We start from the raw sequence: 21,607 nt of genomic DNA, 5'->3' as shown, positions 1-21,607 counted from the left end.
CTCGATGAAAGCCTTGATCGCCGGTTTGAGCCTGTTGCTGCTCGGTGGTTGCGCCACGTATGGCCAAACCCCCTGGAGCGCCCTGACGGCCCCCGGCAGTTGCCCCAAGCCCGACGCCGAACAGACGCTGTCGTTGAACCTGGCCGATGAAATGGCCAACGACGGCAAACTGCACGCCAGCCTGGCCAACCTGCACACCCTGCCGGCCAGTTTGCCCCAGGTGCGCCTGCGCCAGGCCAAGGCGTATCGCTTGCTCGGGCGCAGCGCCGAGCCCCTGTACCGCAGCCTGCTCGGCACCTGCATGGCCGCCGAAGGCGAACACGGCCTGGGGCAAATGGCAGTGGCCAAAGGCGACAACAGCCTGGCCATGGCCCATTTGCAGCGCGCGGCGCGACTGGCGCCCACCGACGAGAAAATCCGCAATGACCTGGGCGTGGTGTACCTCAACCAACTGCGCCTGGAAGACGCCCGTTTTGAATTCATGACCGCCATGGAGCTCAAGCAGAGCGACCCACTGGCGGCCATCAACCTGGTGACGCTGCTGATCTATCAAGACAACTGGAAGCAGGCCGCGCAGGTGGTCAGCCAGACAGGCCTGGACCCCGAACAAGTCACCCAGGCCCAGGCCCGCGCCGAGAAACTCAAGGCCTCAAGCGCCCCGGCCGTCAAGGCCAAGCGGCAGATCGCCACGGTCACTGAAGCCAACAGCAACCCGAGGAATTGACGATGAAACTGCCCTGTCTCGCCAGCCTGGCCGCGCTGGCCCTGCCCCTCAGCGTCATGGCCATCGAGCCTGGCCCCTCTTCCCCGCAGCAGGCCGCCACGGAAAACTGGCTGGCGTTGCAGGTCAGTGGCCAAGCGGCATCAACCACGCCACAGGCAGCCTCCGCCACCGAACGCGACCTGGCCGCGCAGCGCTGGCTGGAAAGCTTCAAGCATGAGATTCCGGAGTTCTTCGAGCAGAAAATCGGCGGCGAAACGGAGGGCGGCAACTGAGCAATGCAGGAGCGAGCTTGCTCGCGAAAAACGTCAACGATAACGCGTGCTTTCTGAATGAACGCGGCGCCTGTGAGTTTTTCGCGAGCAAGCTCGCTCCTACATCATCATCGACCGTCGTTTTTCAGTGCGCCGTCACCCGCTGGCGCATCGCCGAGTTGGTAGGCGACAACGCCAAGGCCAACTGCGTGCGGTTGTGCATATGCGTCAGCCGCAGCACCTGTGACACATACAGTTTGACGGTGTTCTCGGTGATGCCCAGTTCGCAGGCGATCTGATAGTTGGTCTGGCCCTTTCCGACCAGCCTGGCCACGTCCCACTGGCGCGGTGACAGCTGGTTGAAAATCGCGGGGATTTCGACCGGGCCCGTATCTTGCGTCGAGGCCTCTTCACCGTCCGGGCCAGCCGGACTGCGGCGCACTTTATCGAGGTCCTGGTACAGGTCGTTGATGGTTTCGGAGAGAAATTGCAGCTTCTGGTTCAGGTTGCCCAGTTGCAGGTCTTTCCTGCGCTCTTGCAACGCCGCTTCCTGGCGCTGCACGCCTTCGAGCAATTCATCCAGATTGATCGGCTTCTGGTAGTAGTCCGCAATCCCGGCGCGCAGGGCCTTGATTACGTCCTGTTTGTCGGCGCGCCCGGTCAGCATGATCGACTCAAACACCCGCTGCCTGCCGGCAATCTTTTGCAGAGCCTGGACCAACTCGATGCCGTCCATGTCCGGCATATGCAGATCACACAACACCAGGCCGATGTCGCTGTCTTCGCCAAAGCGCTGCAAGGCTTGCTCACTCGACTCACAGGGGACACAACGGAACCCGCTGCTTTCAAGAAATTCACACAGCTCTTCCACGATCAGCGGCTGATCGTCGACCACGAGCACTTTTACCGCAGAGGTAAGCTTGTTCACGCGCTACTCCATGCCTGGCAAGCCAAAGATTGAACCATCCTTAACCACGAAAATTCCTGTACAACGCTTTAGTAAACGTAGACGTACTTCCCGACTCTGTACATAGCGTCAAACCCCTGCGACGCTCAACGGGCCCAGAACCACACAAGGGCAAATCCCACCAGCAGGAAGGGGGCAAACGGCAGTTTTTTTGACGGTTCGGCTGCCAGGTGCCCGAGGCAATCTGTAAGCCTTTGACTCATAAGCGGCCAGAGCTTTGGCGCCAGCAAAAGCCAGAGCACACTCGCCCCGGCAGCGCCAATAAACGCGCCCAATACATACTCGGCATCCGACACCAATGCCAAGGCCGCGAGCAGCTTCACATCCCCGGCGCCGAGACGGCTCAGGGCGTAACCCGGCAAGGTCAACAGCAGCGCCAGGACAAACGCCCACAGGCCCTGGCCGACTGAGGCACCGAGCCAGGTGCTGCCGGTCCAGAACAGGTAGATCCCCGCCAGCAACGCAACCCCCAGCGTCAGACGGTTGGCGAGCAATCGCTGCCGCGTGTCCTGCACGGCACACACCATCAACCACAACAGCACCACCACACTCTGGATCACGTAAAAAACCTGCCTTTTCGCCGATTGATTCTATGCTGATATCAAGTAGTAGCCGTCAGGGTAGACGCGGTGATGAAAACTAGCCTCCCCCACCAGCAGAAAGGCACGGCCGCGATCGAGTTCGTGGCCGTCTTCGTGATTTTTTTCGCGGTGTTCTATGGCATGGTCAGCTATAGCCTGCCGCTGCTGTTACTGCAGTCGTTCAACCAGGCTACCGCCGAAGCGGTGCGCCTTAGTGTAGGGCTCGACCCGGCGATGCAGGGCTACAGCACCGCCGTGCAAACCACCGCCAGAAGCGCAGTCACCGACCGCCTGCGGTGGATCCCCAGCGCCTTCAATTTCAATGCAGCGACACACGTCAACACCACCTTCGTGGGTGGCCTGCTGTCGGTGCAGATCAACTATCCGTCTGCCAATCTGCACGCGGTAATGCCCTTCATTGTGCTGCCCGGCATTGGCAGCGTGCCGCGATTGCCGGTGACGCTGCAGGCCCAGTCGAGCCTGCAGTTTTGACCTCGGGGGACAAACTGCTCGGGCGTCTGCTTGGCCGTGGCCGCGCGCTGGCGATCGCGCCTGCTGCGCCGCCTTCGGCCGGTTTGCAGGTGCAACTGGATGCGCAAGGCCAGGTGCTCGGTATCAGCGGCACACTGCGCTCACAGCTGGCGCCCCATGCCGAGGCGGCGCCGCTGCGCGCCTTGCTGCGCGCCCATAGCGCGCTGGCGGTGGAGGGCGTTCCCGCCGACTGGCAGCGCCATAGCCTTGACCTGGATTTCCAGGGCATCGACGGGCAGGTGCTGCACACTCGTGGCACCCTCGAGCCGCACGACTCTGGGTGGCGGCTGCACGCGGTGGATATCGGCGATCTGCTCAACGGCCGCCGATTGGCCGAGCAGCGTGAACAGAATCAGCATGTGACCAGCCAGGTCAGCGAGCAATTGCGCGTGTGCAGCCTCAGCCGATTGCCCGATGTATTCAACGAACAATTGTGCAGCGTGGCGCAGCGCTGGCGAATCCCGTGTATCGCCCTGGCGCTGCATGATCAAGAGGACCAGGGCTGGGTGATCTACAGCCAGTACGCCTACCATGACGCGCCGCTGTTCTGGCACACCGGGCAGCGCCTCGGGACGTGCCTGGACGGCCTCGAAGGCACCGCCCCCTTGAGCCTGCAAACCCTCTACGGTCGCGGTGAACACCCGCGCTTGCACAGCGTGTTCGGCAATGCCGACGGTTTCCTGGTGCCCTACCGCGATGGCCAGGGCGTCGCCGCGTGGCTGCTGTGCGCAGCCTTCAGCGGTGAAGCCGACACACGCGAGCGCGACTGGCTGAACCTCGCCGCCGCCCTCGCCGCCCCGCTGCTCAGCCGTCTGCGTGAACAGCACCACCATCTGCAACTGGAACGCCAGGAAGCCCTGCAGGGCTTGCTGGGCACCGGCTGGTGGGAATTGCTGCCCGCCAACAGCGAGATCCAGCTCGCGGCGCAATTGATGCGCAACCTGGGCTGCGAAGAAAGCCCTGCCCGCCTAATCCTGGAAACCTGGCTGAACCTCATCCACCCCGCCGATCGCCAGGAACTGCACAGCCGCCTGCGCGACTTGCAGACCCTCGGCAAACCCTTGCTCGCCAGCGTGCGCCTGAACCGTGGCGACAGCGACCAGCCACCCACCTGGTACCGCGTGCAGGGCCAGGTTCTGGGCGCCGGTGAGCAGCGCCGCTGGATTGGCTTCATGCTCGACATCAGCGACATCAAGAACCAGCAACTGCAAGCCGACGCCGCCCACGCCCGCCTGGACAACCTGATCGCCAGCTCGCCGGCGGTGATCTATGTGCAGCGCTACGTGAAAGGCGCCCTGCAGCCGGTGTTTTTCAGCGACAGCCTGCTGCCGCTGCTGGGCCGCACGCTCGCCGAATGCAGCCACGACAGCCTGGTGCAATGGGTCCACCCGGATGACCGCGACCTGTACTTCCAGCGTACGCGCCAACTGCTGCGCGAAGGCAGTGTGCGCAGCCGCTACCGGGTCCAGGATAAACACGGCGACTACCACTGGCTGCTCGACGAAGCCAAGTTGCTGCGCGACGACCTCGGCCTGCCGGTGGAGGCGGTCGGCCTGTGGCTGGACGTCACCGAGGCCACCCTGGCGGCGCAACAGGTCAAGGACAGCGAGGAGCGCTACCGCATCCTCGTGGAAGACTCCCCGGCGATGATCTGCCGCTACCGTCCGGACCTGACCCTGACCTTTGGCAACACCCCCCTGGCCAACTACCTGGAGTGCCTGCCCGGCCAATTGCCGGGGCTGAACCTGGGGCACTGGTTATCGGCCGAGCAACGCGCGGCGTTTGTGCAGCGCATCGAGCAACTGACGCCGGAGTTTCCCGTGAGCACCGCGGAGATCAGCCTGCAACTGCCGGGGCGCGAGCACGCCTGGTGGGTGTGGTCGGACCGTGGTGTGTTCGACGAGCACGGCAATCTGCTCGAAGTGCAGGCCGTGGGCCGCGACAACACCGAAGTGCGGCGCTCCCAGCAGCAACTGACGCAAAGCGCGAAAATGGCCACCCTCGGCGAAATGGCCACCGGCCTGGCCCATGAGATCAACCAGCCGCTGAACGTGATGCGCATGGCCATCGTCAACGTACTCAAGCGCCTGGGCAATGGCGACGTGCAGATCGACTACCTGACCGAGAAACTCCAGCGCATTGACGCGCAGGTACAACGCGCGGCGCGGGTGGTGGACCACATGCGCGTATTCGGCCGCCGCTCGGAAGTCGAGCAGCAGCCCTTCGACCCGGCGCAGGCGGTGGAAGGCACCCTGTCACTGCTCAGCGAAGGCCTGCGCGGCAAAGGCGTGGAGATCAAACTGACCCAGGCGGATATTGCGGTGCAGGTCACAGGCTACGCCGACCAGCTGGAGCAAGTGCTGATCAACCTGATGGTCAATGCCCGCGATGCGCTGTTGGGCTTGAAGGAAAAACAACCGGACCTGCGCCCATGGATCGCCGTACAGACCGAACACGACAGCCGCCACGTGCGCATCTGGGTCGAAGATAACGGCGGCGGCATTGACCCGCGTTTGCTGGAGCGCATCTTCGAGCCGTTCTTCACCACCAAGCCGATTGGCGTGGGCACCGGGCTGGGCCTGTCGGTCAGCTATGGCATCGTTGAAAACATGGGCGGACGCCTCAGCGTCAGCAACGGCGAACACGGCGCGCGGTTCTGCGTGGAACTGCCCAGGGCCACCGACGCTTAAATCACCAGATACGCCTCGCCGGCCTGGCCGCAGCTCAGGTTGGCGCCCACAGTCACGCTCGCCAGGTTGATGCCCAAGCTGCTCAACAGGTTGTTGAGGATCGGATTGAGCAACGGGCCCAGGGCGTTATTCAACACTGGCGTGAGGAGCGCGCTGACGCCGCTGAGCAGCGACACCGTGCTTGCGATCACGCCCCCCAAGGGGTTGCTCCCTACCGGTTGATAAGCGGTAATGCCGACGCCATTGAGGGCGGCGGAAAGGCCGCTCACCACGTTGGTGGCTGGCGTGGCCGTTTGATAGCTGGGGGCAAGCCCTACATCAGCGGGCATGGCAAATGGCGTGGTGCTGGAAAACACCAGGTTCTGGTTACTGTTGCTGCCCACGATCGGGCTTTGCACCTTGATCCCGACGCCGCCCCCCGCAAACGGAATGCGAGGTCCGCAACTGCCGATGCCGAGGATCTTATGGCACGTCTTGATACCGAAATCGATCAGGGCCAACGGCGCCACGGTCATCGGCTGTGTAGAGGAAAACGCATTGGTGATATTACCCACGTTCAGCGATGCCGCCGAGGTGGTGGTGTAGGCCGTCAAGCTCTTGGTGCCCGCGCCTCCCGCCGGGCAGCTATAGGCGGTGACATAGCTGCTGGCGCCGCCGGCATCCAGCACGATCTGCAGCGGCAGGTTGCCCGGCAGTGCCAGCACGTCCAACTGTTGGCAACCGGCGCCCAACAGGCAAAGCGTCGAGTTGATGGTGGTCACCAGGTTCAAGCTCAACAGGCTGCTGATGACCGGTGTCAGTGGCCCCACCAGGTCATTCACCGCCGTGGTCAAGCCGGACAGGCTGCCGAGCACCGGCAAACTCACGGTTATCTGCGTGCGCAGTTGGGCGGTGCGCACATAAATTTTATTCGGGCCCAACGGGTTAGCCGCCGCCAGCATCGGATTGCCGATGGCCGATAACTGCGGCGGCTCCATGACTTTGATCTGAGTGGTGATATTGGCCAGACCCAACAGGCTCACGGGCAGTGTCACCGCCGCCGCGCTCTGGTTGCCGGCCAGTTGCACCACGCCTTGAACCAGTTGAAAGAGTTGCAGATCGGCATTGAGCGCGGCGGCGGTGATGCCCGTCTGCAATTGCAGGATTTTGCCCAGTGTGAGCGGCAATGGATTGTTGATCGTCGCCCCTTTGATAGCGCCCAGCGCGGTGACTGCATCCAGCGTCAACGGGTCGCTGCCCAGCACGGTGATTGCCGCCTGAACCAATTGCGAGGCGCTCACCGTGGTGCTTAACAGTTGGGTGTAGTCGCCGGCGGTGACATGCAGGTCGACGGCCAATTGATCAAGGTAACTGAGCATATTGATATCGCTGTTGAGCAGGCCGTTCCAGCCGAGCACAGAAACATTGACCCCACCACCGAGCAGCCCGCTGAACACCGCGTTCAGCATGCTGGCACTGGCGGTATCAACGTTGACCAACGTGCTCCTGATGCTCAACTGCGCGATCGGCGGGGTGGGTTTGGCCGCCACTGCCGTCGCGCTCAATCGGGTATCGAGGCTGACCGAGTTACCCGACATCATCGACCAGATGCCACCGGCCACGCTGGTGGGGACGGTTTTGCCGACCACCACCTCAATGGCTGACGACAGCGCCGGGTTGGCAGCGAACACCCGTCGGCCGGAAGCCGCAGTGGTTACCGCACCGCAGCGGGTGACCAGGGTATTACCGTTACCCACGACAAAGTGATTGCGTGCCACGCTTTGCGCCGCATACGCCGCCGCGCTCAAACCCGCCGCACAGGTGCCGTTGCGGCTGACCGCTTCCAGCGCTGCCGTGTCCGCCACTCCCTGCAGCCGGCGCTTCTCCAGGTAAAGCCGCCCGCTGTCCACGGCCAGCAAGGTAAACGCCAGCACCAGCGCCAACACACCAACGGCCATCAGGCCGATAGCGCCACGTTGCTTGCCATGAAATCGGGGAGACATCGAGCACTCCTGTGCCGGCGAGTCGCCGAGCGCTTACTCTCCTGAGGGTATGGATGAGTGTAGACAAGAGTGGCGGCTGGCAATGGTCAATGTGGAAGAGGGTTTGAACGGGTGCAGTCATTTCGGACATTCTCTTCGGTTCTCACGCCGCCAGCTTTTCTGCCGCTTCCTGCCGACGTCAGGTTGTGGACTTTGGATGCCCTGAAAAACGGGATGCAGCCTGTTCAAAACGTTGTTGTGCACGGGGATTCCACTGCACACCCGAGCGGGCCTCAATCCCGGGTTTGAGTTGCTGGTTGTCGTCATAGTCTTCACGAGGGTGAAAAAACAGCGGCTGCACCGCTTCCAGGTTGCGCAAGTAGTCGGCATATGAATTCAGATAGTGCTGACGTTCGTCAGCGCTGAGCTGCGCCGGCGCCCATGCAGCAAACGGGGGAAGCACGGTGAATCCGGTATAGGCCAGAATGCCGTTATGGATAGGCCAGAGTATGTGATGCAAGTCGCCATCAATGCCCGCAGGTGTGTAAAGACTGCTTGCGGTGCCCGTGGTGAGACAAAGCATGGCCTTCTTTCCCTTGAGGAGTCCCGATCCATACTTGTGCCCTGATGAGTATGCGAACCCCCGGCTCAACACCCGGTCTACCCAGCCCTTGAGAATGGCGGGCATCGAAAACCACCACACAGGAAACTGAAAAATCACCAGGTCAGCCCACATGACCTTCGATTGCTCAGCCTTGACGTCGTCGGTGTGGGAATCGTTTGCAACCGCATGTTCTTGCTCGCGGGAAAGATCGAGATAGTCAGGATCGGCGCGATTATCGGGGAAGTCATCGATACCCAGCTCAGCCTTCCAATTCATCGCGTAGAGATCGCTCACCTGAACCTGGTGACCGAGTTCGCGCAGCGTTTTGACAGCTTCGTTCTTTAAAGCAGCGTTGAAAGAGCGTGGTTCCGGGTGCGCCAACACGATTAACGTTTTCATGACTGCATCTTCTCCTTGGGATTTTTGGATGTTGGGTAACTGTCGCCCCGAGTCTGTCCCACCGCTTTGCTGAGGTTCACCACGAGCAGGCCGACAATCGTCAGGCTTGCGCCCAGCAAAAATCCGAAGCTCGTCTGCTCTGCGAGCCACAGATAACCCATCAGTACGCCAAACAGCGGACTCATGAAGGCCAGCACTCCAAGGCGAGCCGCGAGGTAGCGACGAAGCATCCAGAACCAGATCAAGTAGCTTGCTACTGACACGATTAATGTCTGGAACACCAGGCTGGCCACTGCACCGTTTGAAAAGGTCATTGAGCTTTGGCCCGCTAGCAGGCTCAACGGCAGCAGAAGGAAAAAGGCACCTGCCAGTTGGTAAAACAGGGTCTGGGTTGCGGGAGCTTCACTCAGGCGACTGGTACGCACCGCTACCGTCGTAAATCCCCACGTAGCGCCCGCGCACAAGCCCAGCAGGTCACCCAGGAGACTGTTGGCGTTGGTGGTTTGAATGGCTGACCCAGCGCGCGGCATGAGAAAGGTGATGACAATCCCTGCGAACGCCAGAGACATACCCAACCACTGAATCGCGCCAAGACGCTCCTCCGGCAAACGCAGGTGCAGACCAATGGCGGCGAACAAGGGAGCCGTATAGAGAAAAACCGCCATATGCGAAGCACTAGTCCAGCGTAACCCTTGCGCGATGAACAGAAATTCACCCGCGAACAGAACAGCCACGACCATTCCGGAGCGGTACCAGACGCCTGTCAACCACACCTCCCGCATGACCCATTTTCCGATTAGCCAGACCAGGGCTGCAGCGACTCCGGAACGAACAGCGACTTGCATCACAGGTGCTATGTCACCAGCAACGGCCTTCATTGCCACCTGCTGGGCACCCCAAATAAGACACAGCAGCACCATGATCGCCGTGGCAGCGCCATCTACTGACTTCCTCACTTATTGGCACCTTTTATCATTGATAGAGACAACCATTTATTCCTCACTTGGCCTGCCAGACAGCCGACCACCCGTTGCCCCATCAGCAGCTGCAACAGGATTCGTTGTGCGCTGTGGTGGAATTCGATTGTGGGAAAGTACGAAAGCCGCTACAAATCATGTGTTTTCAGTCTATAAGAGAGAAAAACTACGCCATGAGAGCTGATACGCCCCTCAGGGCCATCGCTTGCTTTGACGCGGTCATGCGCACCGGCAGTGTCAGCCTTGCTGCAAGCCAACTGTTCGTTACGCCGGGAGCGGTAGGGCAACAGATCCGCAAGCTGGAAGACTGGCTGGGAACGCCCCTGTTTGTACGCAGTGTGCGCAGGCTGCAGCCAACGGCTCAAGCGCTGAGCTACTGGGAGCAGGTAAAGCCAGCTCTTCGCCAGCTGGAGACCGCCAACCTGGCCGTCCGGGGTCTTCGAGACAGGCAGGTACGGTTAAGCCTGCCGCCGGCGTTCGCCAGTTCCTGGTTCGCCAAGCGAATGCCATTGTTCACGGAGCGTCATCCAGAGGTGCAACTGCACCTGAGCGCCTCCACCGATACCGTGGATTTCAATGACGCTACCTGCGACCTGGCGGTGCGGCATTTCGATGGATATGGCAGTGATGTGGACGCAGAACTGCTCTTGCCGGACGAGGTGAGGGTCTATTCCAGCCCGGCTTACCGCGAACGGCTCCAGTTGCACAGCCTTGATTGTTTGCCGGGAGCAACCTTGCTCTATACGACGTCCCATGCTCACTGGTCTCAATGGCTATCATCGGTCGGTATCTCCCCTGATAGCTTCTCCAGCAGCCTCAAATTCGATCAGTCTGAGCTGGCCATCGACGCGGCGCGCCGCAATCAGGGTTTAGTGCTCACCAGCCCATGGCTGGTGGAAGAAGACGTACAACGAGGCCTTCTCGTACCGGTCTTTGACGCTGTACTGAAGACTGGCAAGGGCTATTATTTGGTGCAGGCCAAGGATGTGGTGCTAGGTGAGGCAGCCCAGTTGCTGCGCCGCTGGCTTTGCGACGTAGCGCAGCATTCGGCCTGATCCAACCTGCTGGCAGGCTGCCATCAGGCATAGATATCACACAACGCTGCAGCGCCCAAACGTAACCACGATGCGAAGCGAGCCGCTCTTGATCCTGATCTTGACCTTGATCTGGCTTTTGATCTCAGGCGCCCCGTTAAACCACGCTGGCCGAACGCAGGCTTGAATCCGTGGGTAACCCGGCAGGACGCCGGGTTAGCCGCCGTTACCGCAGGAATGGATATGTACTCGATCTGCCCCAGCATCCTGGTCGGCCCAGAGGTCGCCATCGGGAGCAAGCCCCCTCCCACATTATGACCGAGGAGGCCGGAAGGCCGTCACCGGAGCAGGTCCCTTTCCCCAACATCAGCGCGGCGGATAATTGGCGAGGATCTTCGCCACCGTGCTGCGGATGGCATTGCTGCGGTCCTGCGGGTTCGGCGAACTGGCCATGATCTGCTCATCACTGCCACGCCACACCAACTTGCCGTCCCTGCCGTCGAGCAAATCAATCTGCAGCGTCGCCACTTTGTAAGAGATGCTGCGCGTTTCGTTGTACATCGGCGCGCCCCAGTAGCCATTCCACGGCCCGCCCCAGGCGCCGCCGTAATTGGTGGTGACCTGTTGCTGGCGGTCCTCGACGATCAGATAGGCCTGCACAGAAAGGTCGGCCTTACTGCCGGGCCCGGCGGGGCGCAGACCGCGCTGGTCAAGCTGCTCGCCCACAGCCTGACGAATGCGCTGTTCGGTGAGGTCGCTCTTGATACGCGGGTCATCCGGGCGGTATTGCAGCGCCGGCTCTTTCCAGGCCCAGTTACGGTAAGCGCCAAAGTCGCGGCTGGCGTCAAAGTCATGGTTGACCTGATTACTCTGGCAACCGCCCAGCAGCAGGACAACGGCAAGCGTAGCGATACGACGAAACATGAGGGTTCTCCGATGATCGGTCCGGCTTCAGTTGAGAATAGCGGTTAACGCGGAGGATACGCCGTCATTGCCTTCTGCACCGCCTGGCGCAACGCATCGGCGCGCTCGCTGAGGCTGCCCTGGCTGCCCGTTTCGGCACTGGCGCTCCACACCGGCTGGCCGCTGCGGGCGTCGAACAGATTGACTCGCACCACCACGACCTGCACTTCATAGGTACGCACCACCGGCACCGAGTTGTACATGCCGTAGCCATTGCCATAGCGGTTGTAGCCGCCATAACCGTAGCCATAATCGTCCTGGACCTGGCGCAGGCGCTTCTCCAGGCGCACGTCGGCGCTGACCAGCAGGTCCGGCGCACGCGTGTCATGCACGGGGCGCAGGCCACGCTGGTCCAGCGCCCCGCTCACGGCTTCGGCGACCTGGGCCGAATCCGCCCAGGCGGTCCCCGCCGGCAGCTGGCCATTGCGCCAGGCCCAATTGCGGTAGGCGCCATAGTCGCGCACCGGCGCCGGGTAAGCGCTGGCATCAAAGGTACTGGCCGCCTGGGCCGGGGCCGGCGGCATCGGCGCCGACGCGGCCACGTAAGGGTTAGGGCTGGAGCAAGCACTCAGCCCAAGAGACAACAGGATCAAACAGAGACGACGCATTTCGACCTCCGCAGACTGGGCCGCTTAGACCGGACGGCAAACCCAGTGCAAATAACGCCCAAGTCCGGCAAAGCTTGGGTGACGACGGTGAGCGAGCTCCATCTCCAACAGATCCTGCAGCTCGGCGCGCGCCTGGAATTCCACCGGCATATAGTCGTGGAACACGCGCACGCCACTTTGGCTTTCGACCTGCCACAACCCTTCGAGTTGCGCCGCCAATTCCCGAGGGTCCAGCGGCTGTTGCGGCGTGAGGCTCTGTTTTTCGCCGGCCATATCGTTCTTGCGCATCTTGCGAAAGTGGCCCTTGAGCAGGTTGCGATAGATCAGCGCATCGCGGTTATAGAACGCCAGGGACAACCAACCGCCGGGCAGCGTCAATTGATGCAGTACCGGCAGGATCGCATGGGGTTCGGCCAGCCATTCCAGCACGGCGTGGCACAGCACCAGGTCGTAGGGCTCAGTGAGCTGGCCAAGCAAGTCTTGCCAGGGCGCATGGATGAACGTGGCGCTCTGCCCGGCGTCGGCGAAACGCTGGCGCGCGCCTTCGAGCATGGGCGCGGCGGGCTCGGCCAGGGTCACCTGATGGCCGCGTTCGGCCAGCCACAACGCCATATGCCCCAACCCCGCGCCGATATCCAGCACGCGCAACGGGCGATCCGGCAACGCCTCGGTGAGATCGGCCTGCAACACCGCCAGGCGAATCGCGCCCTTGGCGCCGCCGTAGATTTTCTCGGCGAAGCGCGTGGCCAACTGATCGAAATGCCGGTCACTCATGGGCAAACCGCCGTTCGCTGTCGGCCAGTTTGGCGCGCACCACCTCGTTCATGTCCAGGCCCAGCTCACTGCACAGCAATAGCAGGTACAGCACGATATCGCCGACTTCCTGGCCGGCATGCGCGAGTTTATCGGCCGGCAATTGGCGCGACTGGTCTTCGGTCAGCCATTGGAAAATCTCGACCAGTTCGGCCATTTCCACACTGGCGGCCATGGCCAGGTTTTTCGGGCTGTGGAACGGCTTCCAGTCGTTGGCATCGCGGATGCGGTGCAGGCGTTCGGTGAGGTGTTCGAGGTTCATTGGGGGCTCCTGAGTGTGTATAGCTTCAGGGGGATGGGGAGTGAAGGCAAGTGAATAGCGGTGTGGATCTTGAGGGCCTCATCGGGGGCAAGCCCCCTCCCACAATTTTGAGCTGTGAACACTGTTCAAATGTGGGAGGGGGCTTGCCCCCGATAAGGCCCTAATCAACGACGCTGAACTCAAGCCTGGCAGTCTGCCCGGCCTCATCCAACACACTGAGCTGATAGCGCCCCAAGCGCTCAAAGCTGGCATTGATGCTGTCCTGATTGGCGCTATCGCCCAAAGGCGCACCATTGAGGAACCACCACCGCCGCCCGCTACCGCCCAGCGCGGAGATTTTCAGGCGCAGCGCTTGTTGGCTGGCAGCCGGCAAACGCAATTGGTCGCCCTCGCGCACCCCCACTATGGACAACGGCGAAGCGGCGGCCAGTGCCGGTGGCGGACAATCCGGGTCGGCGGCCGGGATGCGTGCTTCACGGCGCTCCACCCTGGGCAGCCAGGGCTCCAGCGGCGCCGGCCACAGGGCGATAGGCTTCGGTTCGGCGCCAGGGCAATGGGCGTCCACGCGCAAGCCCTTGGCGTTGATCCAGAGGTTTTCCATCAACCCCACGCTCAACGGCTGATCCAATGCCTGCAAAGTCGGCGGCGTGGTGTTGTCCAGTGTCCAGGCAAAACGCTGGCGACGACAATTGGGATCGCTGCGATTCATCGGCTGGCCCAGCGGCCAACAGATTGCCGCCACGCCCACATTGGCCGGCACGGCCTTGACGGGCGCGCTGATGCCGCGCTGGCTGTCGCGGTTGGTCAACACGTCATGCACCTGCAACATCAACGGCGCGGCCGACGCCAGGCCAAACTGCCCCGGCACCGGCGTGCCGTCCGGCCGGCCGATCCAGACGCCGATCAGATAACGCGGACCGACACCAATCGCCCAGGCATCACGAAAGCCATAGCTGGTGCCGGTCTTCCAGGCCAGCGTCGGGCGTTGCACCAGCTCGGCCCGTGGGTCGCGATCGGGGCGCGCCTGGCCACTGAGGATGCGTCGCACGATCCAGGCTGCCCCTGGCGACAGTAATGGGCGCTCGCGCAGCGCGTCATCCGGCTGCAGGCGCAGGGTGGCACTCTTGCCGTCGCGGGCGAATGCACTGTAGCCGCTGACCAGCTCTTCCAGGCGGCTGCCCGCACCGCCCAGGATCAACGCCAGGTTCGGCTCGGCCAACGCCGGCAACGCCAGCGGCATGCCGCCGATGCGCATCTGCGCGGCAAAGCGTTTCGGCCCGTAGGCTTCCAGCAATTGCACCGCCGGCAGGTTCAGCGAGCTGGACAGCGCCGTACTCGCCGGCACCGCCCCGGTAAACCCCATGGAGAAATTGCCCGGCCGGTAATCGCCATAGCGTCGCGGCACGTCCTGCAGCAGGGACTCGGAATGAATCAGGCCGTCATCCAGGGCCATGCCATAGAGGAAGGGTTTCAAGGTGGACCCGGGCGAGCGCAGCGCGTTGATCATGTCCACATGGCCGAAGCGCTTGGCGTCATTGATATCCACCGAGCCTAGGTAGGCGCGTACGGCCATGGTTTCCTCCTCCACCACCAGGATCGCCGCCGAGGTGTGCTCAGGCAAACGCGCACGCCATCCCAGCAGCAGGTCTTCAAGGCGGCGTTGCAGGGTGGCGTCCACCGTGGTGCGGATCAATGGCGGGCTGTCCGGCCGGTTCAGGCGGCGCGCGAGCAAGGGGGCAAGGCTCGGTTCCAGGCGCGGCGCGAGCAGCAGCGGTTCTTCCAGGGCCTCATCGACCGCCGATTGCGGCCATACCTGGAACTCGGCAAGGCGCCGTAGCACTTTGTCCCGGGCCTGCTGGGCGCGTTGCGGGTGACGGTCCGGGCGCAAGCGACTCGGTGCCTGGGGCAGTACTGCGAGCAGCGCGGCTTCGGCGTGGGTCAGCTGCGCCGGGGATTTGCCCAGATAGGCCCAACTGGCCGCCGCCACGCCCTGCAACGTACCGCCGAATGGCGCACGGTTGAGGTACAGGTTGAGGATTTCGTCCTTGGACAGGTGCCACTCCAATTGCGCGGTACGCCAGAGTTGGCGCAACTTGCCATGCAGGGTGCGTGAATGCGGGTCGAGCAATCGCGCCACCTGCATCGACAAGGTGCTGCCGCCCGACACCACCCGTGCGCCGCTCAGGTTCTGCCACGTCGCCCGCACCAGCGCCAACGGATTTACCCCGGGGTGCCGATAGAACCAACGATCTTCGTAGGTCAGCAACGCGTCCAGGTAATACGGCGAGACCTCACTGGTGTGCACCGGATAGCGCCACACGCCGTTGGCATCGGCAAAGCGCCACAATGGCGTGCCATCCTCGGCCAGCACTACCCGGGCCAGGTCGTCCTGGGGCAGGGGCAATGGCCAGATACGGTCGGCCAGCCATAGCAGGGCGATGACCAACAACAGGCTCACCAGTGTCCAGCGGGCAACAAAACGCAAATTCAACCGGGCAAACCTCTATGCTTGTAGGGAACTCGCCCGTCGCAACAACGACCAAAGGCACAGTTACGCCCACCTTCTTATCAGGACACGCACATGCAGGTAGAAAGCTTTTTCGAGTGGTTGGGCCAGGCGCTCGGCTCCGTCATCCGCTTTATCGTCGACGGTCTGAGCGGCTTGTTCGGAGCCTTGACCCATGCCGGCGGCAACTTTATCGATGGCTTGTCGCGCACCCTGGGCATGGACACCTCGATCATCAGCATCATCACCCTGATCGTCGGGTTGCTCCTGCTGTACTCGGCGGTACGCGCCTTTATGCGGGCCTCGGTCATTATCGGGATCATCTGGCTGGTGCTGGGGCTGTGGTTGTTGAGCTGGGTCGTGCACTGATCCCACACACACCGCACAATCCCTGTGGGAGGGGGCTTGCCCCCTCCCACATTGATCCCCATTTCAACTTCAGCGATCAGCGGCCCTTGATCACCATATCCGCCGGAGTGTCACCCACCGCCTGCCAGTTCGGCCGATACATCGACTCCACCTGCGGCGGCGGCACGCGGTAGGTGCCCGGTGTCACGGCCCGTGCCAGGTACAGCAAGTGCGTCGTGCCGCCGTAACCGTCCAGGTTCATCGCCGCCACGTAGCGGTCATCACGAAACTCCTGATGCTTGAGCGACGCGTTCTGCATCGACTCGCGCCACTCCTTCACCTGACTGCTGGCGTTCTCCAGGCTGGCCGCGCTTTGGGCCAGGTTCTGGTTTTCCAGTTCCAGGCCGGCGGGCAGCAGGTCGACCACCAGGGCATCCGGCACGCGTTGCTTGGCGCTGACCGCCAAATGCACCAGCACCAGATCCCCGCTGTTGAGGCTACGCAGGTTCAGCGGCTGGCCGTTCATGCCCAGGTACTCACGACGGATGCTCAGGTTCTCACCGCCCGCTGCCGGTGGCACTTGTGGATAACCGGAAATCGTCAGTTGCTGGTACACCGGCGTTTGCCCCTGATTGCTCAGGCTCAAGTCGCTGGTCAGCAGCTTGTCATCCAGTTGCAGCGTTGATTGCTGGTTGTTCAGTTCACGCACACCGCCACTGCCGGTCAGCGACACCTGCCAGTTCGCCTCTGGCTGGGCGAGCCCGAGCCGCCCGGCGAGGAACAGCGAATTACGCTCCTGGGTCGACAGATACGGGCTGGCCGCCAACTGGTCCGAGAGTGTGAACAGGCGTTCCTCGCGCTTGCCCTTGGCCAAGTCATTTTCTTCCAGCAACGCCAGGATCATCGCCTGATCGCGCAACGGGCTGCCGTAGTCGGCCAGCCATTCCTTGGCGCTGCGCTGCGCGGCCAGGCCGGCGAGCAGCGCCTGGTCCGCACGCGGCTGGTCGCCCATTTTCTGCAGGGCGATGGCCAATTGCACCAAGGGCAAGCCGGAACGCGCATCGCTGCGTCGCTCGAAAATACTGCGCAGAGCCCCCAGCGGCGCCTGCTGACTGCGCGCCAGGACCATGCCGGCGTAGGCCTGCACGGCAAAACGGGTGTGTTCGGCGTTGTCGCTGTAGTCGACTTCGATCAGGTTGCGCTCCTGCACATAGCGCAGCAGACGCTCACTGGCTTTCTTCAGCGCCTCGGCCGGTACCGCAAAACCCTGGTCGCGGGCGCGCAGCAGGAAATCGGTGACATAGGCGGTCAGCCAATATTCTTCCTCGCCGTCGGCGCCCCACAAACCGAAGCTGCCGTTGTAGCGCTGCATGCCCAGCAGGCGTTCGATACCCAGCTCGATCTTGCGTTTACGCTCGGCATCCGGCTCGCCCTTGATGCTCAGGCGTTTAAGCAACGCGTCATCGGCATACAGCGATGGGTACAGGCCGCTGGCGGTTTGCTCAAGGCAGCCGTAGGGATAAGCCTTGAGGGCACTGATCTGCGCGCCGAGGTTCAACGGCGGTCGGCTGGACAGGCTCAACAACGCCTCGCTGCCAGCGCTGTCGAACTGCTCCAGCGTGCCCGCAGGCAAGCTCCACGGCTGGTCCTTGAGCACGGCGCGGTAATGCTTGAGCAACGCAGGGTAGGCAGGGCGCACACCCAGGGTCCATTCACGGCTGAACGGCGGCAGGTTTTCACCGGGTAGATCCAGGCCGTTGACCGTCACCTTGACCTTGCCGTTGCCCAGGCCGCCCCAGGCTTTTACCGGGATGCGCAGCGTGGTGCGCTGGCCTTGTTTCAACTCGACGCTGTGTGCGCCGCCGTTGACCAGCTCCAACTGCCCTTCGGCGCTCAGTTGCACCTCCAGCTTCTGCGCCTTGCCCGAGAGGTTGGACAGGTCCAGCGCCAACGTCGTCTCGTCACCACCGGCGAGGAAGCGCGGTGCCGACAGCTCGGCAATCAGCGGCGCGGCGATCACTGTCTTGGCTTCGGCCATGCCGTAGCGGTCATCGCTCCAGGCCTGGGCCATCAGGCGCAGCTCGCCGTTGAAGTCCGGAATATTGACGCTGACTTCGCCCTCGCCCTGCTCGTTGAGCGTGACCGGCGCGCTTTGCAGGGCGACGATGGTCACGCTGGTGTCCGGGCGCTTGCCGCCCTTGGCCAGTGCCGCATCGCCCCCGAACGCCAGGCTGGCCAGACGGCCCTGTCCGGCTTCGATCAACTGGCCGTAGATGTCGAACTGGTCCACGCCGTAGGCCTTGCGGCCGAACAGGCTGGAGTACGGATCGGGTGTCGGGTATTCGGTGATATTGAGAATGCCCACGTCCACCGCGGCCACCAGCACATGCACCTGTTTGGGCACGCTGCCGTCGGCGTTTTTGGCGGCGATCTTCACCGTCAACGGCTGTTTGGGGCGCATTTTTTCCGGCGCCGTCAGCGTCAGGCCGAGCTTGCGCTGGGTACGGTCCAGCGGCAGATGCAGCAGGCCCACCGCACGTTTGGGGGTGATATTGGCTTTGCGCTCGCCGGGACGGATCACCAGCGCACTCACGTACAGGTCATGCCGCGACCATTTCGGGTCAAGCTTCACGGCAAAGCTTTTGCCCTCGGCCGGCACGTCGATTTCCTGCCACCACAGCGGGCCCTCGGCGGACTCCACCAGCAGGTAGCCTTTACCGGCCGCCGGCGGCGTGACGGTGACGTTGGCGGTGTCGCCATCGGCATAGGCGGGTTTATCCAAGGCCAGCTTGACCTGATCGGGGCGCACGGCGCCGCCTTCGGTGTTGTCCTGGGCCTGGTAGCCGGCCCAGAAGCGCAGGCTGCTGATCAAACCGGTCTGCGGGTCTTCGACCTCGACGCGGTAAGGGCCCCACTCCACCTGGAAGCTGACCTTGGCGGTGTCGCCGGCCTTGATGTCGAGGGTTTGTTCGTCGAGGTAGAGGAATTTCTCGTTGTAGTGATAGCTCCAGCCATCATTGTCCGAGTAGTTCCAGTAGTAGTCGCGGCGCTCACGCACCAGACGCACCTTGAGGTTCTGCGCGGCAAGTTTCTGACCGTCCTGGTTGGCCACCAGGACTTCGAATTCCGCCGGGCCGTCGCCGTTGGTTTCAGTGCCATCAAACAGCCCGCGCAGGCCCGGCAATTGCTCGGCCGGCCAGATCGGCTGTACCAGGCGCCGGGTGATCGGCCGCCCACCCGACTCTTGCAGGCTGGCTTGCACGATCAGTTGCAGCGGCGACTTGGCCTCGGCCCATTTGCTTTCCAGGGTCAGCGCTTCCTGGCCCTTGGCGTCCAGCGTGCTCTCGTCCAGTTCGAAATCCTGGCTCAGCTCTTCTTCGGTGACCGAGCCGAACTGGTAGCCCGGCAAGCTTTTTACCGCCTCGCGCAGCGGGCGCACATAGACCTGCCCGCTGACCCGATTGCCCGAAGCCGGCGCGCCGTACAGATAACGGCCATTGACCTGGATAACCGCGTCATCCGCCGGGCTCAGTGGCGTGTCACTGCCCTTGAGCTCCAGCGCCAGGCGCTCGGGCAGGAAGTCTTCGACGAGGAATTCATACAGCTGCGGCTTGCCGTCGCCCAGGTCGAATACCAGCTGCCAGCGCCCGGTCGGTGCTTCGCCGGCCAGTTGCAGCGGGTATTGATAGAGACCGGAGGCGTCGGCCTCCCACACGAATTTGCGGCTGACCTGTTCATCGGGGCGCCGTACTTCGACACTGACCGGCTGCGGCTTGACGGCGTTGCCATCCTTGTCGCGCAACAGGGCGTTGAGCAGCACGGTTTCACCGGGGCGATACAGGTCACGCGGGCCGAATACAAAGAATTGCAACGGATGGGACGGCTGGCCACCGATATCGAACTCGGCCAGATCCAGCGCGGCACTGTCCAGGCGCAACAAACTGGTTTGTTCACCCTGCTTGGCGAGCAACACCTGGGCTTTTTTCGGCAGCGGCAACTCGGCGTGGCCACCGTCTTCGGTCTTGCCCTGGCCGAGCACACGGCCTTCGGCATCGAGGATTTCCAGTTCGACGCCATTCAACGCCTTGCCGCCCTCCAGCGCCTGGGTAAACACATCCAGGCGATTGGCGTAGCGGTGCACCGACAGGCCGATATCACTCAAGGTAAACAGGGTGGCCGGTTGCGAATAGTTGTAGGTACCCGAAGCACGCATCACCGCCAAATATACGCCGGGCTGCTGCAGTTGCTTGAGGCCGGCGATCGGCAGCAACAGGGTTTCCCGGGTGTTGCGCGCCGGGTTCAGGTCGAAACGCCCACCGTAGACCAGATCGGCCATGGGCAGCAATTCGCGGGATTCGTAACTCTGCAGACTGGTATTGCGCCCCCACTGCGCCAGGAATGCCGGCAGGGACTCGGCCTTGATGCGGAAGAACTCGACGTCGATCTTGTCGACGTTCAGCGCGATCACCGGCAGGCCCTCGGCCAGGCGCGTCGGCAACAGCGTGCCGCGGCTGGCAAAACCCACGGTGGCTTGCAGGTCGCGGGTTTCCAGGCGAGCGGTGTATTCGGCGGCGAGCGTGTTGGCGTTGACTGCCTTGACCCCGGCGTCCACCGTCAGCACCAACTTGCGCTGCGGCTCCAGGTGGCGCAGGCGCAACTCCATCAGGTTATCCGAGAGCTCCCAGGCGCCGTCGACCTTGCCCGACTTGCTGTCGACCAAATGGACTTTGTCGGCGAACTTCTGCTCCGGGTCCAGGGGAATGGAAAAACTCACCGACAAGGTGCTGGCCCCATCCAACTGCACCTCGGACACATCCACCACGCTTAACTCACGCCCGGCGTAACGCTGCTTCAACGCCGCCACATCCACCGCCGCCTTGGCCGGCTTGGGCGCCACGCTCGCCGCCGGGGCAGATGGCGCGGACGGTTTATCGGAAGAATCGCAGGCGCTCAGCAGGGCCAGCGCACAGGCCAGGAACAATCCTTTGTTAAGCATGGGGCACTCATAGTCAGAGGAAACCGAGGGTGAACTATATATCAGCGCCGACCAACCCGCTGTGGCGCCGATCACATTGACCGACGGAGGGTGGATTGGTTCTTGGAGGGACTCAAGCTCCAGCTAAATCCCACAGCCGCTGGAGACCAAAATGTGGGAGGGGGCTTGCCCCCGATAGCGGTACATCAGCAACAAATCAGTTGCCTGACGTATCTACCCAACTCTGTAGCACCACCGTAACCACGATGCGAAGCGAGCCGCTCTTGATCTTGATCTGCTTTTGATCTTGATCTCAGGCGCCCCGTTAAACCACGCTGGCCGAACGCAGGCTTGAATCCGTGGGTAACCCGGCAGGACGCCGGGTTAGCCGCACTGGGCCATGGATGGCCCAT

At 62.6% G+C, this 21,607-nt stretch carries 17 protein-coding genes; 6 read left to right on the top strand and 11 right to left on the bottom strand.

Translation table 11 applies throughout. From position 1 onward, the window contains the following. Positions 1-4: 4 nt before the first annotated feature. Positions 5-724, top strand: a complete 720-nt coding sequence (locus CIB54_RS22530) for a tetratricopeptide repeat protein (protein WP_101221007.1) — start codon at positions 5-7, stop codon at positions 722-724. A 2-nt stretch (positions 725-726) separates the two neighbouring features. After that, a complete protein-coding gene (locus CIB54_RS22525; protein WP_065951423.1) occupies positions 727-996 on the top strand; it encodes a DUF3613 domain-containing protein in 270 nt (89 codons plus the stop codon). A gap of 124 nt (positions 997-1,120) precedes the next feature. Here the strand turns inward: CIB54_RS22525 and CIB54_RS22520 are convergent, their stop codons facing one another. After that, positions 1,121-1,903: a response regulator transcription factor gene (locus tag CIB54_RS22520; protein WP_065951424.1), complete on the bottom strand. Its 783-nt coding sequence runs from the start codon at positions 1,901-1,903 to the stop codon at positions 1,121-1,123. A gap of 125 nt (positions 1,904-2,028) precedes the next feature. Next, entirely contained in the window at positions 2,029-2,502 is a 474-nt protein-coding gene (locus tag CIB54_RS22515) for a prepilin peptidase (protein ID WP_101221006.1), read from the bottom strand. A gap of 72 nt (positions 2,503-2,574) precedes the next feature. Between CIB54_RS22515 and CIB54_RS22510 the strand changes: the two genes are divergently transcribed. Together CIB54_RS22510 and CIB54_RS22505 are read left to right on the top strand one after the other, a co-directional pair. Beyond that, complete coding sequence (locus CIB54_RS22510; protein WP_065951425.1) at positions 2,575-3,015, top strand: TadE/TadG family type IV pilus assembly protein; 441 nt, start codon at positions 2,575-2,577, stop codon at positions 3,013-3,015. Further along, positions 3,012-5,744, top strand: coding sequence for an ATP-binding protein (locus CIB54_RS22505; RefSeq protein WP_101221005.1), 2,733 nt, complete (start codon positions 3,012-3,014; stop codon positions 5,742-5,744). Before CIB54_RS22510 ends, CIB54_RS22505 begins: the two co-directional genes overlap by 4 nt. On the opposite strand, the gene CIB54_RS22500 is transcribed toward CIB54_RS22505, so the two are convergent. From CIB54_RS22500 to CIB54_RS22490, 3 genes are all read right to left on the bottom strand, one after another. Beyond that, complete coding sequence (locus CIB54_RS22500) at positions 5,741-7,726, bottom strand: pilus assembly protein TadG-related protein (RefSeq protein ID WP_065951427.1); 1,986 nt, start codon at positions 7,724-7,726, stop codon at positions 5,741-5,743. The two genes, CIB54_RS22505 and CIB54_RS22500, sit on opposite strands and share 4 nt — an antisense overlap. A 178-nt stretch (positions 7,727-7,904) precedes the next feature. Then, on the bottom strand, positions 7,905-8,708 hold the full coding sequence (locus CIB54_RS22495) for an NAD(P)H-dependent oxidoreductase (protein WP_065951428.1): 804 nt from the start codon (positions 8,706-8,708) through the stop codon (positions 7,905-7,907). Further along, complete coding sequence (locus tag CIB54_RS22490) at positions 8,705-9,628, bottom strand: DMT family transporter (protein ID WP_198557214.1); 924 nt, start codon at positions 9,626-9,628, stop codon at positions 8,705-8,707. The genes CIB54_RS22495 and CIB54_RS22490 overlap by 4 nt, the downstream gene beginning before the upstream one ends. A gap of 194 nt (positions 9,629-9,822) precedes the next feature. Here CIB54_RS22490 and CIB54_RS22485 point away from each other — a divergent pair, with 194 nt between their 5' ends. Continuing rightward, the gene (locus CIB54_RS22485; RefSeq protein WP_101221029.1) at positions 9,823-10,740 is read left to right on the top strand and encodes a LysR substrate-binding domain-containing protein; all 918 of its coding nucleotides are present in this window, start codon (positions 9,823-9,825) and stop codon (positions 10,738-10,740) included. 345 nt (positions 10,741-11,085) lie between these two features. Here the strand turns inward: CIB54_RS22485 and CIB54_RS22480 are convergent, their stop codons facing one another. From CIB54_RS22480 to pbpC, 5 genes are all read right to left on the bottom strand, one after another. Then, positions 11,086-11,643: a DUF4136 domain-containing protein gene (locus CIB54_RS22480; RefSeq protein ID WP_065951430.1), complete on the bottom strand. Its 558-nt coding sequence runs from the start codon at positions 11,641-11,643 to the stop codon at positions 11,086-11,088. Between the two features lie 44 nt (positions 11,644-11,687). Beyond that, the gene (locus CIB54_RS22475; protein ID WP_065951431.1) at positions 11,688-12,290 is read right to left on the bottom strand and encodes a DUF4136 domain-containing protein; all 603 of its coding nucleotides are present in this window, start codon (positions 12,288-12,290) and stop codon (positions 11,688-11,690) included. Between the two features lie 24 nt (positions 12,291-12,314). Continuing rightward, positions 12,315-13,064: a methyltransferase gene (locus CIB54_RS22470; protein ID WP_065951432.1), complete on the bottom strand. Its 750-nt coding sequence runs from the start codon at positions 13,062-13,064 to the stop codon at positions 12,315-12,317. Then, positions 13,057-13,365 (bottom strand): MazG-like family protein, encoded by a 309-nt coding sequence (locus CIB54_RS22465; protein WP_065951433.1) that lies wholly within the window; start codon positions 13,363-13,365, stop codon positions 13,057-13,059. The genes CIB54_RS22470 and CIB54_RS22465 overlap by 8 nt, the downstream gene beginning before the upstream one ends. 160 nt (positions 13,366-13,525) lie before the next feature. Continuing rightward, positions 13,526-15,856 (bottom strand): peptidoglycan glycosyltransferase PbpC, encoded by a 2,331-nt coding sequence (gene pbpC, locus CIB54_RS22460; protein WP_065951434.1) that lies wholly within the window; start codon positions 15,854-15,856, stop codon positions 13,526-13,528. A 90-nt stretch (positions 15,857-15,946) separates the two neighbouring features. Here pbpC and CIB54_RS22455 point away from each other — a divergent pair, with 90 nt between their 5' ends. Beyond that, complete coding sequence (locus tag CIB54_RS22455; RefSeq protein ID WP_065951435.1) at positions 15,947-16,240, top strand: hypothetical protein; 294 nt, start codon at positions 15,947-15,949, stop codon at positions 16,238-16,240. A gap of 76 nt (positions 16,241-16,316) precedes the next feature. Here the strand turns inward: CIB54_RS22455 and CIB54_RS22450 are convergent, their stop codons facing one another. Further along, on the bottom strand, positions 16,317-21,215 hold the full coding sequence (locus CIB54_RS22450) for an alpha-2-macroglobulin family protein (RefSeq protein WP_101221003.1): 4,899 nt from the start codon (positions 21,213-21,215) through the stop codon (positions 16,317-16,319). Between the last annotated feature and the right edge of the window lie 392 nt (positions 21,216-21,607).

This window comes from Pseudomonas fluorescens (genome assembly GCF_002837185.1).
GTDB lineage: Bacteria > Pseudomonadota > Gammaproteobacteria > Pseudomonadales > Pseudomonadaceae > Aquipseudomonas > Aquipseudomonas fluorescens_AM.
Note: the sequence above shows the minus strand (reverse complement) of the source record. Positions and strands in the feature narration are given on the sequence as shown.

Excerpts from the sequence above, each read along its gene's own strand:
- CIB54_RS22525 (WP_065951423.1), top strand. The coding sequence starts at position 727 with ATGAAACTGCCCTGTCTCGCCAGCCTGGCCGCGCTGGCCCTGCCCCTC.
- CIB54_RS22450 (WP_101221003.1), bottom strand. The coding sequence starts at position 21,215 with ATGCTTAACAAAGGATTGTTCCTGGCCTGTGCGCTGGCCCTGCTGAGC.
- CIB54_RS22500 (WP_065951427.1), bottom strand. The coding sequence starts at position 7,726 with ATGTCTCCCCGATTTCATGGCAAGCAACGTGGCGCTATCGGCCTGATG.
- CIB54_RS22490 (WP_198557214.1), bottom strand. The coding sequence starts at position 9,628 with ATGGTGCTGCTGTGTCTTATTTGGGGTGCCCAGCAGGTGGCAATGAAG.
- CIB54_RS22475 (WP_065951431.1), bottom strand. The coding sequence starts at position 12,290 with ATGCGTCGTCTCTGTTTGATCCTGTTGTCTCTTGGGCTGAGTGCTTGC.
- CIB54_RS22480 (WP_065951430.1), bottom strand. The coding sequence starts at position 11,643 with ATGTTTCGTCGTATCGCTACGCTTGCCGTTGTCCTGCTGCTGGGCGGT.
- CIB54_RS22455 (WP_065951435.1), top strand. The coding sequence starts at position 15,947 with ATGCAGGTAGAAAGCTTTTTCGAGTGGTTGGGCCAGGCGCTCGGCTCC.
- CIB54_RS22470 (WP_065951432.1), bottom strand. The coding sequence starts at position 13,064 with ATGAGTGACCGGCATTTCGATCAGTTGGCCACGCGCTTCGCCGAGAAA.
- CIB54_RS22465 (WP_065951433.1), bottom strand. The coding sequence starts at position 13,365 with ATGAACCTCGAACACCTCACCGAACGCCTGCACCGCATCCGCGATGCC.
- CIB54_RS22495 (WP_065951428.1), bottom strand. The coding sequence starts at position 8,708 with ATGAAAACGTTAATCGTGTTGGCGCACCCGGAACCACGCTCTTTCAAC.
- CIB54_RS22485 (WP_101221029.1), top strand. The coding sequence starts at position 9,823 with ATGTGTTTTCAGTCTATAAGAGAGAAAAACTACGCCATGAGAGCTGAT.
- CIB54_RS22530 (WP_101221007.1), top strand. The coding sequence starts at position 5 with ATGAAAGCCTTGATCGCCGGTTTGAGCCTGTTGCTGCTCGGTGGTTGC.
- CIB54_RS22510 (WP_065951425.1), top strand. The coding sequence starts at position 2,575 with ATGAAAACTAGCCTCCCCCACCAGCAGAAAGGCACGGCCGCGATCGAG.